Here is a 13,860-nt window from a genome sequence, read left to right as displayed (position 1 = left end):
TTCTCAGGATCATCCGACATGCACTCCACCCGCCTCACACCACTGGCTCGCAGCCTGCGCAATCTTGTCCTCGGCGCCAGCCTGAGTTTCAGTGCCCTGCCCGTTGCGATGGCTGCTGAAGCCAAGGCTTATCACATCGCGCCGTCGTCGCTGGAAAACGCTCTCAACCAGTTTGGTCGTGAAGCAGGCGTGTTGATTTCATTCGGTTCGCAAGTCACCAGCGGTGTGCAAAGTCGAGGTCTGGAGGGCAGCTACACGCCCGAACAAGGTTTGAATGCGCTGCTCGAAGGCACCGGCCTGCAAGCGCGCACCGAAGGCAACAACGCGTTCAGCCTGCAACCGGTGGCGGATGCCGCGCTGGAGCTGGACACTTCGAAAGTCGTCGGCGACTGGCTGGGTGACGCCGCGCAAATCAACGTGTTCGAACATCCCGGTGCTCGCGACGTGATCCGCCGCGAAGAGTTCGAACGTCAGGGCGCAACTCAGGCGCGTGATGTGCTTAACCGCATCCCCGGCGTCAATGCCCCGGAAAACAACGGCACCGGCAGCCACGACATGGCGCTGAACTTCGGCATTCGCGGTTTGAATCCTCGCCTGGCCGCGCGCTCGACGGTATTGATGGACGGCATTCCTGTGCCGTTCGCGCCTTATGGCCAACCGCAGCTATCGTTCGCACCAATCAGCATGGGCAACATGGATGCCGTGGACGTGGTACGTGGCGGTGGCGCCGTGCGTTACGGCCCGCAGAACGTCGGCGGCGTGGTCAACTTCGTGACCCGGGGGATTCCCGACGAGCCAACGGTCAAGGGCGGCTTCCAGACGGAAACCAGCCCATCGTCGAGCCATGACGGCTTCAAGACCAGCGCCAACCTGCTGGCCGGCGGCACTAACGCCAATGGCCTCGGTGGCGCGTTGCTCTACTCCGGCACCCGTGGCGGTGACTGGCGCGAACACAGCGACACCGAGATCGACGACCTGATCCTCAAGGGCAAATACCAGCTCGACGAGGCCAACAGCTTCAACGCCATGGCGCAATATTACGAAGGGAAAGCCGACATGCCCGGCGGTCTGAACGTCGCTGATTACGACGCCGATCCGTATCAATCGACGCGTCCGAAAGACCAGTTCTGGGGCCGGCGCACGATGTTCAACTTCGGCTATCGCTATCAGGAAGATCGCCGCGAATTCACCGCCAACACCTTTTTCACCAAGACCTTGCGCAGCGGCTATCTGGATCAGGGCACATTCCTTTCGCTGTCGCCGCGAGAGTATTGGGTTCGCGGCCTGGAAACCCGTTTCGCCCAAGGCTTCGACCTCGGCCCGACCAGCCATGAAGTCGGCGTCGGCTATCGCTACATCAACGAGGCCGGCCACGAGCTGCGCTATCGCACGCCGATCAGCAGTAACGAATACCCGACCACCGCCAGCCGCAACGACCGCGACACCCGTGGCGGCACCGAGGCCAATGCGTTCTTCGTCGACGACCGCATCGACATCGGCAAATGGACGATCACCCCGGGCGTGCGCTACGAGATGATCGAATCACAGCAGACCAACAACCTGACCAACGTCAAATACAAGGGCGACTACAACACCGCACTGCCGGCGTTGAACGTGCTTTATCACCTGACCGACAGCTGGAATCTGTACGCCAACACCGAAGGCTCGTTCGGCAGTGTGCAATACAGCCAGATGCCCAACCGTGTGACCAGCGGCGAAGTGAAACCGGAAAAGGCGCGCACCTGGGAAGTCGGCACGCGCTATGACAACGGTGCGTTACGCGCGGAGATCGGCGCGTTCCTGATCAACTTCGATAACCAGTACGAAAGCAACCAGACCAACGACTCGGTAATCGCCCGTGGTGAAACCCGCCATCAGGGTATAGAAACTAGCATCAACTACGCGCTGGATGACTTGAGCCCTGCGCTCGCCGGTTTTGATGTCTATGCCAGCTACGCCTACGTTGACGCGACCATCCGCGAAGACGGACCGAACAAGGGCAACCGCGTACCGTTCTCGTCGAAACACAAGGGCACGATTGGCGTCGGTTACACCGAGGGGCCATGGAAGCTGAATCTGGACAGCAGCTTCCAGAGCGATCAGTTCGCCGACAACGCCAACACTTCGAAGGAAAGTGCCGATGGCAGTACCGGGAAGATCCCGGGGTACATGCTGTTCAGCAGCCGCGCGGGGTATGACTTCGGGCCGCAGTTGTCGGATCTGAATGTGGCGGTGGGGGTGAAGAACATCTTCAACACGCAGTACTTCACGCGGTCGTTTGATGACAACAACAAGGGCAAGTATGTGGGGGAGCCGCGCACGGTTTATGTGCAGACTTCTGTAGCGTTCTGAGGGTTGAAGAGCCCCTCACCCTAACCCTCCCGAAACGTCGGACCGCCCAGAGGGAGAGGGGACTGATTGGGGGGATGCTTGCGAGGTACGCCGACCTGAACGTACTGTGCCGAATCCATAATCGACTCGACCTGAAACCGCTTTGCCGAATCCATAATCGACTCGGTCTTTCAGGTCGATGTAGCCCGCAAGACACCTCGGTCGGCCCCCTCTCCCTCTGGGAGAGGGCTGGGGTGAGGGTTCTCGGCTACAGTGAAATATCCAACCAACTTCACAAGGATCGTGAAGCATGCAAACTCGCCCCACCCTAGCCCAGTTCGCTCGTCAGTTACGCGTTAACCAAACCGACTGCGAACACCTGCTCTGGCAAAAAATCCGCTCTCGCCAAATCGCCAATCTGAAATTTCGCCGGCAGTTTCCGTGCCCGCCTTACGTGCTGGATTTTTACTGTGCCGAGCTGAAATTGGCGATTGAACTGGACGGCGGTCAGCACTATGAAACGCGAGAAGTGATTCATGACCAACGCCGGACACGCTATCTGAATCAAAAGGCTATTGAAGTAGTGCGTTTCAGTAATCTGGAGGTACTTCAGCAGATGGATGAAGTACTGGAGCAGATCATACGAATTGCGGCAGTTCGAAGATTGCCCTCACCCTAACCCTCTCCCAGAGGGAGAGGGGGACTGACCGGGAGATGCTCGTAATTTCCGTCGACCTGAAATTGCTTTGCTGAATCCATAATCGACTCGGTATTCCAAGTCGACGTACCTCTTCAGACACCTCGGTAGGCTCCCTCTCCCTCCGGGAGAGGGCTGGGGTGAGGGGCTTTTCTGCTTACAAACAAAAAACGGGCCTGCTTTCGCAGGCCCGTTCTCATTGGTTGGCTTATTAAATCAGCGTATCAACTGTTGATCGCTGCCTGTTCATTCTCGTCAAACTCTTCCGCCAACAGCTTGTCGTTAGCCTTGCCGGTGAGTGGCACCACAGCGGCACGTGGCTTACCTCGCAGTTTGCCGAAAAGGTGCTCCAGGGCGTGCTCGAGTTTTTCGGCAGCGCCGTCGATCGCCTGTTCCAGCGAATCGGCCTTGTGGGTCACGGAAATCGGTTGATGGCCTTTTGGCCGCGCTTCCAGTTGGCAGCGCAAGTCATGGGGACCTGGTTTGTCACCGTTCTCGTCGCTCAGGTGGACTTCGACACGGGTCAGGTCTTCTTCATAACGTTCGAGCGTGCTCTCAATGGTTGTACGTACCCACTCCTCCAGTCGTTGACTACTTTGAATATGGTTATCGCTGTTGACTTGGATTTGCATAGTTCATCCCTTATTTCAGCTAGCTCGTGAGAGGCCTTGAGTTGAATTTCCTGACCTCCTGGTTACAACAATCGGCCCGACTGCCGAACATTTCAACCCCTGAAAAAAGATAAATATTCATTCGCAAAAAAAGCCGGACAACCGGGCAAAGCACTGGTAAGGTCGGGAGTTGGGTCGCCTCGCAACCCTGCAAAATTCGCTCACAATTGCCCGTCATTCAACGGGTGCAAACTGCGAAATATCCCCGCCTCCTCGACCAGCCAATCATGCACCGCACGCACGCCCGGATGGCTCAACGCCCCCGGCGCATACAGCAACACGTAACGTTTGTGATTCGGTACCGACAGGCCGAACGGCACAATCAACGTCCCTCGTTCCAACTCATCGTTAAGCAAAGTGCGGCGGGCAATCGCCACGCCCATGCCGGCGATCGCCGCTTCGATGGTCAGGTGATTGCGATTGAAGGTATGCCCGCGCCGTACGTCGGCGCCTTCAAAGCCGATCGCGTTTAAATAAAACTCCCACTCTGCGTATTCATAACTGCCACGCCAGGCAGTGATGTCGTGCAATAACGGAAAATGCACCAGATCCGCCGGCCCATGCAGCGGCGGACGCCCACGCAACAGGCTCGGTGCACACACGGGAAAAATCTGCTCGTCGAGCAAGGCTGTGGATAACAATCCCGGGTAACTGCCGTCGTTCAGATCGATCGCCAGATCAAAGTCACCCTCGTGTAACGGTACGCTGCTGTCCTCGGCGACCAGCCGCAGCTGAATGTCCGGATAGCGCTGCTGCAGGCGTGGCAAGCGCGGTGTCAGCCACTTGCTGAGGAACGACGGAATCGAGCGCACGCGCAAAATTCCGCTGATCATTCCGGCGTCCAGTCGACGCAATTCGGCATCGATGCTGCCGTACGCCTCGTTGACGGTAATCGCCAGCCGCTGACCCTCCGCGCTCAGCTCGACACCGCGCGCACGCCGATGAAACAAACGAAAACCCAGGCGCTCTTCCAACTGACGAATCTGCTGACTGACCGCCCCCGGGGTGATGTGCAGTTCTTCGGCGCAACGGGTGAACGACAGGTGCCGCGCGGCACAGGAAAACACCTGCAGCCAGACATAGGTCTGGGCATGCAATTGACGACTCATCGTTTAGTCCTGCTAAAGGCTTACTTAGGAAGTTTCGTTAGTCACGTAGGACCGAGGTAGGCAGTATCGCCGACATTGCGCTTGTCCTACAAAAAATGGCAGCGATTCCTACTCCATTGCTTGTAAGGGTTTAGCATGGCTATCAGTGTTTTCGATCTATTCAAAGTCGGCATCGGCCCGTCCAGCTCCCACACTGTCGGCCCGATGCGGGCGGCAGCAACCTTCGCTCAGGCGCTGATCGATCAACATCTGTTGAACGATGTGCGTCGTGTGGAAATCCGTTTGTACGGTTCGCTGTCGGCCACCGGCGTCGGTCACGCCACTGACCGCGCCACGGTGATGGGCCTGATGGGCGAATGGCCGGACAGCATCGATCCGTCGACCATCGATCCCCGCATCCAGCAACTGCGTGAGACAGGCCAACTGTCCCTCGCCGGTCAGAGAGAAATTGCCTTCGACTGGCAGCGCGATCTCCTGCTGCTTGACGAGAGCCTGCCCTACCACCCCAACGCCATGTCCCTGACAGCCTTTGGCGAAACGGCCGAACTGTTCGAGCAAACGTACTACTCAGTTGGCGGCGGTTTTATCATCGAAGCGGCCGAAGCCGAGTCCGGCGTAGCCCCGGCCGGTGACGTGGTGTTGCCGTACGATTTCTCCAGCGCCGCCGAACTGCTGGCGCTGTGCAAGCAGCACAACCTGCGCGTCTCTGAACTGATGATGGCCAACGAGCGCGCCTGGCGCAGCGACGCGGAAATCCGCCAAGGCCTGTTGCACATTTGGTCGGTGATGCGTGAATGCGTCGAACAAGGCCTGCGCCACGAGGGGATTCTGCCCGGCGGCCTGAACGTGCCGCGCCGCGCGGCGAAATTGCACCGCAGCCTGCTGGAGATCGGCAAGCCCAACGTGATCAGTTCGACGCTATCGGCAATGGAATGGGTCAACCTGTTCGCCCTCGCCGTCAACGAAGAAAACGCCGCCGGCGGGCGCATGGTCACCGCGCCGACCAATGGTGCAGCGGGGATCATTCCGGCAGTTCTGCACTACTACATGAAATTCAATCCGGACGCGTCTGACGATGATGTCGTCGCTTTCTTCCTGGGCGCGGCCGCCGTCGGCATTCTCTGTAAGAAGAATGCCTCGATCTCCGGCGCCGAAGTGGGCTGCCAGGGTGAAGTCGGTTCGGCTTGCGCGATGGCCGCTGCCGGCCTGGCCGATGTGCTCGGCGCCACCCCGGAGCAACTGGAAAACGCCGCCGAAATCGGCCTGGAACACAACCTCGGCCTGACCTGCGACCCGGTCGGCGGCCTCGTGCAAGTGCCATGCATCGAGCGCAATGCCATCGCTGCCGTGAAAGCGATCAACGCCACGCAAATGGCCCTGCGCGGCGACGGCAAGCACTTCATTTCCCTCGACCGGGTGATCCGCACCATGCGCGACACCGGCGCCGACATGCACGACAAATACAAAGAGACTTCACGGGGCGGCCTTGCCGTGAGCTGGGTGGAATGCTGAGGCGCATTCCCTGACCGCCCCGGCAGACCGCACCCGACGGTCTGCCAACCGTGAGCCCGAGCAAAAATAATAACGAGGCGATACCGATGACCGATGTACGTACACCTGCTGCCGAAAATCCCGCTGTAGATCGCACACGCAATGCAGAAACGGCCCACACGGGCTGGAACAAATTCGACACCACCTGGATGCTCGGCCTGTACGGCACCGCGATCGGTGCCGGTACCTTGTTCCTGCCTATCAACGCCGGCGTCGGTGGTTTCTGGCCGTTGCTGATTCTGGCTGTACTGGCCTTCCCGATGACGTTTTTTGCTCACCGTGGCCTGACCCGTTTTGTCTTGTCCGGGCGCTCCGGGGACATCACCGAAGTGGTCGAAGAACACTTCGGCATCGGTGCCGGCAAGCTGATCACGCTGCTGTATTTCTTTGCGATCTTCCCGATCCTGCTGGTATACAGCGTGGCGCTGACCAACACCCTGAGCAGCTTTCTCGAACACCAATTGCACATCGCCCCGCCGCCACGGGCGATCCTCTCACTGGTGTTGATCCTCGGTTTGATGGCGATTGTGCGATGTGGGCAAAGCGTCATCGTCAAAGCCATGAGCGTGCTGGTTTATCCCTTTGTTGCGGCGTTGCTGCTGCTCGCGCTCAGCCTGATCCCGAACTGGAACGGCGCGTTTTTCGCCAGCGCTCAAGAGGCCATGCCGATGTCTGTTTTCTTCAAGACAATGTGGCTGGCGATTCCGGTGATGGTGTTCTCGTTCAACCATTCGCCGATCATCTCCGCGTTCGCGGTTGATCAGAAACAACGCTACGGCGAGCAGGCCGAACGCAAAAGCAGCGGCATCCTCGCCATGGCCCACGGCATGATGGTGGTGACGGTGATGTTCTTCTGCTTCAGTTGTGTGCTGGCGCTGTCGCCGGCGGATCTTGCGGCAGCGAAGGCGCAGAACATTTCGATCCTGTCGTATCTGGCCAACCATTTCCAGACGCCAGTGATCGCTTACGCCGCGCCGCTGATTGCGCTGGTGGCGATCACCAAATCCTTTCTCGGCCACTACATCGGGGCCAGCGAAGGTTTTCAGGGCATGATCGTGAAAAGCCTGCGCAGCCGTGGCCGGGTCATGTCGGCGAGCTGGCTGAACCGTGCGACCGCCGTGTTCATGATCCTCAGCTGCTGGGCCGTGGCGACTTTCAACCCGAGCATCCTCGGCATGATCGAAACCCTCGGCGGGCCGGTGATTGCCTGCCTGTTGTTCCTGATGCCGATGTACGCCATCCGTCGCGTGCCAGCGTTGCGCCAGTATTCGGGCCAGGTGTCCAACGTGTTTGTGGTGTTGATCGGTCTGATTGCACTGTCAGCGATCATCTACTCGGTTCTGCCCTGAAAACGCGCCATTAAAAAAGGCGAGCCACGTGGCTCGCCTTTTTTATGCCCGTGTTCATTGTTCGACAATTTTCCCGGCACAGCCCTTGCTACTCCCCTGTGAGAGCTGTCGCTGGCTGCGATCTTTGCTCTTGATGACCGAAATCAAAACAGCGAAGAGCAAAAGATCGCAGCCTCGTTTCACTCGACAGCTCCTACATGAAGCAACAAATACAGGCCACGGAATGGCCGATGATCCGGTAGGGCGAACCAACCCGATCACGGCCGGTCAACAACTGCACGTTCAATCAGGCGGTGACGCATCATGGACAATCCTTTTCAGATCATTACCGATGCCTTCGCGCCGGACTATCAGATCAACCTGAGCATTCAGGGCCTGGACGGCAGCATCATGCTGACCCTGTCCAACAGCGGCCGAATCGTGGCCAAGCGCATGATCAGCGCCGAGCAGCGCAACGACCCCGTGCGCCTCAAGCGTCTGGTGCAAAGCATTCAATTCGGCATCGCCATCGAACAAGGCCACAGCGCCATGGCGATCCTCGAAGCCATGACCAGCGGTAGCGGGATAATCCCGCCACCGCCACGTGTCAGCGGCCGGCCAGGGCAAGCGGCCGGGCTTTAAAGCTCGCCCTTCTCTACTTCCGGATGCTCGCTGGAGCCGGCGCCAAGTTTGCGCTGCGGTTTCTCGATCTTCACCGAAGGGAATTGTGACGAGGCGTAACGCACCACCAGAATCGAGAACGCCAGCAGCAGAATCCCGCCGCACAGGTAGATGATGCCCATGTCCGGCGGGTTGTGGTGCGAGACGTTGGAGATCAGCAAGCGGGTCAGCGCGGTGATCGCCACGTAGATCAGGAAGCGCACCGGCATGTGGTTGGTCTTGAAGTAGATCCCGACCATCGCCCCCAATTCCAGATAGATGAACAGCAGCAGAATGTCATCGATCTTGATGTGGCCTTCCTCGAGCATCCCGAGAAACTCCATCACCGCCGCCCACGCCGTCACCGCACCGATGGCGAACAGCGCCAGATAGTGGAAGGTTTCGACGAAGAGGTTGCCCAGGGACTCGGCCAGTTGATGCACGTTTTGCCGCAGTTTCTCGGCCCAGTTGATTTTCACGATGATGTTCCTTAGCTCGAATGCGAGCGGATGATGCGTGTTGGACGTGACGGTTTTCTGCACGTAACGGTTTTCATGCAGAAAAGAGGCCACGCCATCATGGCGAGACGCCGCCAAACCCGCGCCGTGGCGTTTGGTCGCAGGCCCAGGGTTATGCACAATCCCTGTGGGAGCGAGCCTGCTCGCGAATGCAGACGATAAGGTCCATCTGACAAACCCGAAATCCGGTCTACATTGAAAAGCCACTACCCATGGCGCAGGGATTCGCTTATCCTTTTCGCTGTATATGGATACAGTAGTCGTCAAGACAACTTAATGTGAAGGCATGTGAGGTGGTGAATGGCCGTCGAAGTGGTATACCGCAGCAGCCGAGATCTGGAGCGCTTGTTCATGGATAAAGCCGAAGCTGACCGTCATGACAAAATGCTCGAACTGGCCGAATATCTGGCCGATGTGCTGCAAAAAGCCGTTCCGTCGCTGACTGAACAGCAAGTGGAAGAAGCCGGGATCTACATGGCGAAGAATCGCGATGTGTTCGCCCGGGCGTTCAAGAGCCAGCCGGATGCACTGTCCGAGCTGCTCAACGCACCGGCCGAGCCGGTCGATAATGCGCAAGCAGCGGAACCCGCTGAAACGCCGGCGAAGCCAGCCAAAGCAGCAAAAGCGGCGAAGTAAGCAACGCCCTAAAAGATCGTCCGATCGCGGCCCGAGCCTTCGACAGCTCCTACATTGGAATACGTATTTCCTGTAGGAGCTGCCGAAGGCTCGGGCCGCGATCGGACGATCTTTTGCTTTTTCAGCGATACAAAACTTTTTCCGCCAACTCATCCGCCACCCGCGCCGGCGAACGTTTTTCCGCCTGTGCATGGGCAAATACTTCGGTGAGTCGAGAGCTGATCTTCGACAGATGCGCGGTAATGGTGGTCAGTTCTTCGCCGCGATGCTTGAGCGAGACGTAGATCAAGCCTCCGGCATTGATCACATAGTCCGGCGCATACAGAATCCCGCGCCGTTCCAGTTGATCGGCGACATCCAGGTGCGTCAGTTGGTTGTTTGCCGAACCGGCCACGGCCGAGCAACGCAGTTGCGTGACCGTGTGGCTGTTCAAAACCCCGCCCAGACCGCACGGCGCGAGGATGTCACACGGCGTACTGAGCAACGCGTCGTTAGCGATCGGGTGAGCGTTGAGTTGTTCCATCGCCAGTTGCACTTTGCCATGGTCAATGTCGCTGACCAGCAGTTCTGCCCCGGCGGCGTGGAGTTGCTCGGCCAACGCGTAACCGACATTGCCCAAGCCCTGAACCGCGATGCGCAAACCTTCGAGATTGTCGCTCCCCAGCCGTGCCATGGCGGTCGCCCGAATTCCGGCAAACACGCCCATCGCTGCGTGTGGTGCGGGATCACCGGCCGACGTGGTGCTGGTGACATGCTGGGTCTGCTGAGCGATGCAGTCCATGTCCGCCACCGAGGTACCGCTGTCGATGGCGGTGATGTAGCGACCATCAAGCTGATTGATGCAACGGCCAAACGCTTCGAACAGTGCACCACGGTTTTCCACGTGTACCGGACGCACGATCACTGCAACGCCACCGCCTTGCGGCAGCCCCGCCAGCGCGGCTTTGTAGCTCATGCCCTGAGCGAGGCGAATGGCATCTTCGACGGCAGATTCGTCATTGGGATAGGCAAGATAACGACATCCACCCAAGGCTGGCCCGAGGCGACTGTTATGGATGGCAATGACCGCCTTCAACCCGGAGACCGGGTCAACGCTAAGGTGCAGCGATTCCAGGCGAGTGCTTTGCATGAGCGCAAACATCGTTGGGCTCCCGAATCACTTCTTGTAGAACGCCAGTATAGGCCTGCGCCTGAAAATTGCTGGAGCACACCGGAATAAGCGCCCGCGCCGACAACAGCTTTGCGGCATAACCCGACAGCGGTGCTGCGAGGCACTGGACGAATGACCCGGACCGGGCTAAAACGAGGCATTCCCCGGAGATTTCGATGAGTGCGCGTCAACGTTTTTTCGAATGCCTGCACCGTTCACCGCCCGCGCTGTTCGAAGCCGCGCTGTGGATGGCGGCCGAGCACGAAAAAGCAGTCGATCCCGAAGCGCTGTTACTAGAATTCAAAGACCTGCAACAACGCGTCAGTTACGGCTTGCCGATGCTGCCGGTCAGTGAACTGGCGCAGCCCCTGTTGCGCCGCATGACTGATCTGGGCTTTGCCCAGGACGACTTCCTGCCGCTGCGCCCGCAGGCGGCGCTGTTGCACAAAGTGATGCAGACCCGTCGCGGCCAACCGTTAGCATTGGCGCTGATTGCCCTGGAGCTGGCGCGAGGGCTGGAGATTCCTCTGGTCGGGGTCAACTTCCCCGGACACTTCCTGCTGCGCGTGCCCGGCGCCGATCACCTGCTTGATCCGTGCGGCGGCCGGCGCTTGTACCCCAATGATTGTCGCGAACTGTTGCAGCGCCAGTATGGGCCGAATATGAAGCTCAACGCCGAGCATCTGTTGACCGCCTCGCCGGTGCAAATGCTTCAGCGCCTGTCGCGCAACCTGCGGCAGTTGCACCTGACACATGATGACTTCATTGCCGCACTGATCGACGCCGAACGCGTGCTCGAACTGGGTGACGCTGGCGCCGCTGATTACCTGGCCCGAGCCAGTCTTTATCAGCGGCTCGACTGCCCGAATGCCGAGCGCTTTGATCTGGAACACGCGCTGATGCTCAGCGATGACCCGATTCAGCGTCTGCGGCTGACTGAACGCCTCGGACACCTGCCGCCCAACTCAGTCGTCCATTAAAAGCAAAAGATCGCAGCCTTCGGCAGCTCCTACATTGAAATATGCATTCCCATGTAGGAGCTGCCGAAGGCTACGATCTTTTGCTCTTCAGGATTTGACAGATATCCCCACTCCAACTGCCGAATTTCCTTCGGAAGGCGAACGCACCTGAATAATCAGCAGCGCGGCGATGACCGCCGGGATCGCACAGAAGAAGAAAATCTGCGTCACTGGAATGTGCATCGCCAGCAGCAGGCTGCCAAACAGCGGCCCGAGAATCGAACCGAAGCGACCCACGCCCAATGCCCAACCGGTGCCGGTCGCACGCACATGCGCCGGGTAGAAATTGCTGGCAAACGCATTCAGCGTCAGTTGCCCGCCGATGATGCAGAACCCGGCGGCGAACACGCAGGCGACCAGATAACGCGGGTTGTCGTGATTTAGCCCGAGCAGAATCGTGCACAGCGCCGCACCGGCCAACACTGCGGACAACAATCGCACCTTGCGCTTCAAGCGGTCAGCGAACCAGGCCATGCAGATCGCGCCCAAGGTGCCGGCGAACAGAAACATCGACGTCACCAGATTGGCTTCGTTGAGTTTCAAGCCACTTTCCAGCAGCAGCGTCGGCAGCCAACTGATCATGAAATACAGCAGAATCAGGCTGACGAAAAACGTTGCCCAGATCAGCAAGGTCGGACGCGCGTAGCCATTACGGAACAATTCGACCACGGTCAGTTTGCTGCCCTGCTCACGTTCGCTCTGCTCGGCAGTCGCCAGCGGTGGTTGCCAGTCCGGCAGCATGCGCGCGGTGACTTTGCGCAGCCGCGTATACGGCGGTTCATCACGCAGCAAACGTGGCAGCGACTCCGGCAGCATCCACCAGAGAAACGGAAACAACAGCAACGGCGTAACGCCACCGGCGAGAAACACTGCTTGCCAGCCGAACTGGTCGATGAACCCGGCGGCGACGAAACCACCCGCCGCGCCACCGAACGAAAAACCACACGCCGCCAGCGTTACCATCAAGGTGCGCAAACGCGGTGGCGAATATTCCGACATCAATGCCATTGCACTGGGCATCGCCCCGCCCATGCCGATGCCACAAATAAAGCGCGCGATCATCAGCGTGTTCAACGAGTCGGCGAAGACCATCAGCACCGTCAGCGTGGCGTAGATCAGTACGCAGGCGAGCAGAATCCGGCGCACGCCAAAGCGGTCAGCCAGCGGCGTGACCGCCAAGGAACCGAGGGTAAGGCCTAGCAGGTTGGCACTGAACACAGGCCCGAACGCAGACTTTTCCAGGCCCCAGTCCTGCGCCAGCGCAGGCACGACGTAACCGAGCACCTGAGCGTCATAACCGTCGGTGACCAGCAGCAAGGCGAGCAGGATCAAGAGCAACCACTGATAGCGGGACACAGGACGGGCGTCGAGTGCCGCCCGAAAGCTGGCAATCTGGTTGTGCATCGCAAGGTACCTGTTTTGTTTTTATGATTATGCGAATGGCGATATTCCCTTGTAGGAGTGAGCCTGCTCGCGATAGCGGTGGGTCAGTCAGAAACTGAGTGACTGACACTCCCTCATCGCGAGCAGGCTCACTCCTACAGGGTTATGGGGTGTCTGGTTGATTGGCAGGATGCGCCTTGATGAACGCGGGATGTTCAGCCGCCAGTGTGGCGACCCGACGAATGTTCGGATACGCCTCAAGGCTGACATTGAACCGCTCAGCCGCATACAACTGCGGAATCAGGTACACATCAGCCACGCACGGCCACTCGCCGAAACAGAAACCCTCATCGCCAATCAACTGCTCCACCGTCGCCAGCCCTTGGCTGATCCAGTGACTGATCCACTCCACCACCTGCGCCTCATCGTGCCCCAACTGACGCAGGCGATTGAGCACACTGACGTTGTGCAGCGGATGCACATCGCAGCCGATCACCGCCGCCACACCCCGCACCTGCGCACGGGCAAGCAGATCTTCAGGCAGCAACGGCACCTGTGGATAACGTTCTTCCAGGTACTCAATGATGGCCGGCGACTGAATCAGCAAACCGCCTTCGTCAGTGCGCAAGGCCGGCACCCGGCCCTGTGGATTGATCGCCAGATACGCCGCTTGGCGATGCTCGCCACCCGGCGGTGCGATCAGATTGACCGGCAACGCCTGATAGTCGAGCCCCTTCAGCGCCAGCGCGATTCGCACCCGGTACGACGAGGTCGAACGGTAATAGGTATAGAGATCCATATGCCGCT

The 13,860-nt window shown here is 59.0% G+C and carries 12 protein-coding genes and 1 pseudogene; 7 read left to right on the top strand and 6 right to left on the bottom strand.

The features are described 5' to 3' along the window. Nucleotides 1-18: 18 nt before the first annotated feature. Both fecA and ACZZ0A_RS01270 read left to right on the top strand, forming a co-directional pair. On the top strand, nt 19-2,352 hold the full coding sequence (gene fecA / locus ACZZ0A_RS01275; RefSeq protein ID WP_463542414.1) for a TonB-dependent Fe(3+) dicitrate receptor FecA: 2,334 nt from the start codon (nt 19-21) through the stop codon (nt 2,350-2,352). A gap of 289 nt (nt 2,353-2,641) precedes the next feature. Next, nucleotides 2,642-3,010: an endonuclease domain-containing protein gene (locus tag ACZZ0A_RS01270; RefSeq protein WP_007914179.1), complete on the top strand. Its 369-nt coding sequence runs from the start codon at nt 2,642-2,644 to the stop codon at nt 3,008-3,010. 242 nt (nt 3,011-3,252) lie between these two features. On the opposite strand, the gene ACZZ0A_RS01265 is transcribed toward ACZZ0A_RS01270, so the two are convergent. Together ACZZ0A_RS01265 and ACZZ0A_RS01260 are read right to left on the bottom strand one after the other, a co-directional pair. Beyond that, nucleotides 3,253-3,660, bottom strand: coding sequence for an HPF/RaiA family ribosome-associated protein (locus ACZZ0A_RS01265; RefSeq protein WP_007914181.1), 408 nt, complete (start codon nt 3,658-3,660; stop codon nt 3,253-3,255). Nucleotides 3,661-3,860: 200 nt separating this feature from the next. After that, on the bottom strand, nt 3,861-4,808 hold the full coding sequence (locus ACZZ0A_RS01260; RefSeq protein WP_007914183.1) for a LysR substrate-binding domain-containing protein: 948 nt from the start codon (nt 4,806-4,808) through the stop codon (nt 3,861-3,863). 135 nt (nt 4,809-4,943) lie between these two features. Between ACZZ0A_RS01260 and ACZZ0A_RS01255 the strand changes: the two genes are divergently transcribed. From ACZZ0A_RS01255 to ACZZ0A_RS01245, 3 genes are all read left to right on the top strand, one after another. Beyond that, nucleotides 4,944-6,320 (top strand): L-serine ammonia-lyase, encoded by a 1,377-nt coding sequence (locus tag ACZZ0A_RS01255; RefSeq protein WP_095112649.1) that lies wholly within the window; start codon nt 4,944-4,946, stop codon nt 6,318-6,320. Nucleotides 6,321-6,406: 86 nt separating this feature from the next. Beyond that, the gene (locus ACZZ0A_RS01250; protein WP_463542413.1) at nt 6,407-7,708 is read left to right on the top strand and encodes a serine/threonine transporter; all 1,302 of its coding nucleotides are present in this window, start codon (nt 6,407-6,409) and stop codon (nt 7,706-7,708) included. A 303-nt stretch (nt 7,709-8,011) separates the two neighbouring features. After that, nucleotides 8,012-8,329, top strand: coding sequence for a DUF3509 domain-containing protein (locus ACZZ0A_RS01245; RefSeq protein ID WP_007914191.1), 318 nt, complete (start codon nt 8,012-8,014; stop codon nt 8,327-8,329). On the opposite strand, the gene ACZZ0A_RS01240 is transcribed toward ACZZ0A_RS01245, so the two are convergent. Beyond that, a complete protein-coding gene (locus ACZZ0A_RS01240) occupies nt 8,326-8,826 on the bottom strand; it encodes a phosphate-starvation-inducible protein PsiE (RefSeq protein ID WP_026000737.1) in 501 nt (166 codons plus the stop codon). The two genes, ACZZ0A_RS01245 and ACZZ0A_RS01240, sit on opposite strands and share 4 nt — an antisense overlap. Nucleotides 8,827-9,165: 339 nt before the next feature. Between ACZZ0A_RS01240 and ACZZ0A_RS01235 the strand changes: the two are divergent. Beyond that, nucleotides 9,166-9,420, top strand: a pseudogene (locus ACZZ0A_RS01235) (YebG family protein); the annotation flags it as partial. A gap of 202 nt (nt 9,421-9,622) precedes the next feature. Here ACZZ0A_RS01235 and ACZZ0A_RS01230 read toward each other — a convergent pair. Further along, nucleotides 9,623-10,642, bottom strand: coding sequence for a Leu/Phe/Val dehydrogenase (locus tag ACZZ0A_RS01230; RefSeq protein WP_007914197.1), 1,020 nt, complete (start codon nt 10,640-10,642; stop codon nt 9,623-9,625). Nucleotides 10,643-10,827: 185 nt separating this feature from the next. Between ACZZ0A_RS01230 and ACZZ0A_RS01225 the strand changes: the two genes are divergently transcribed. Continuing rightward, nucleotides 10,828-11,631 (top strand): SirB1 family protein, encoded by an 804-nt coding sequence (locus ACZZ0A_RS01225; RefSeq protein WP_007950287.1) that lies wholly within the window; start codon nt 10,828-10,830, stop codon nt 11,629-11,631. 87 nt (nt 11,632-11,718) lie between these two features. Here ACZZ0A_RS01225 and ACZZ0A_RS01220 read toward each other — a convergent pair whose 3' ends face one another. Both ACZZ0A_RS01220 and maiA read right to left on the bottom strand, forming a co-directional pair. Continuing rightward, nucleotides 11,719-13,074 carry an MFS transporter gene (locus ACZZ0A_RS01220; RefSeq protein WP_463542412.1) on the bottom strand — a complete coding sequence of 452 codons (1,356 nt, stop codon included), beginning with the start codon at nt 13,072-13,074 and terminating at the stop codon, nt 11,719-11,721. Between the two features lie 142 nt (nt 13,075-13,216). After that, nucleotides 13,217-13,852 carry a maleylacetoacetate isomerase gene (maiA, locus tag ACZZ0A_RS01215; protein ID WP_463542411.1) on the bottom strand — a complete coding sequence of 212 codons (636 nt, stop codon included), beginning with the start codon at nt 13,850-13,852 and terminating at the stop codon, nt 13,217-13,219. Nucleotides 13,853-13,860: the final 8 nt, after the last annotated feature.

Source organism: Pseudomonas sp. AC242 (assembly GCF_979258655.1).
Note: the sequence above shows the minus strand (reverse complement) of the source record. Positions and strands in the feature narration are given on the sequence as shown.

Coding starts and splice junctions, on each gene's coding strand:
- ACZZ0A_RS01230 (WP_007914197.1), bottom strand. CDS start 10,642: ATGTTTGCGCTCATGCAAAGCACTCGCCTGGAATCGCTGCACCTTAGC.
- ACZZ0A_RS01220 (WP_463542412.1), bottom strand. CDS start 13,074: ATGCACAACCAGATTGCCAGCTTTCGGGCGGCACTCGACGCCCGTCCT.
- ACZZ0A_RS01260 (WP_007914183.1), bottom strand. CDS start 4,808: ATGAGTCGTCAATTGCATGCCCAGACCTATGTCTGGCTGCAGGTGTTT.
- ACZZ0A_RS01245 (WP_007914191.1), top strand. CDS start 8,012: ATGGACAATCCTTTTCAGATCATTACCGATGCCTTCGCGCCGGACTAT.
- ACZZ0A_RS01265 (WP_007914181.1), bottom strand. CDS start 3,660: ATGCAAATCCAAGTCAACAGCGATAACCATATTCAAAGTAGTCAACGA.
- ACZZ0A_RS01270 (WP_007914179.1), top strand. CDS start 2,642: ATGCAAACTCGCCCCACCCTAGCCCAGTTCGCTCGTCAGTTACGCGTT.
- ACZZ0A_RS01250 (WP_463542413.1), top strand. CDS start 6,407: ATGACCGATGTACGTACACCTGCTGCCGAAAATCCCGCTGTAGATCGC.
- ACZZ0A_RS01225 (WP_007950287.1), top strand. CDS start 10,828: ATGAGTGCGCGTCAACGTTTTTTCGAATGCCTGCACCGTTCACCGCCC.
- fecA (WP_463542414.1), top strand. CDS start 19: ATGCACTCCACCCGCCTCACACCACTGGCTCGCAGCCTGCGCAATCTT.
- maiA (WP_463542411.1), bottom strand. CDS start 13,852: ATGGATCTCTATACCTATTACCGTTCGACCTCGTCGTACCGGGTGCGA.
- ACZZ0A_RS01255 (WP_095112649.1), top strand. CDS start 4,944: ATGGCTATCAGTGTTTTCGATCTATTCAAAGTCGGCATCGGCCCGTCC.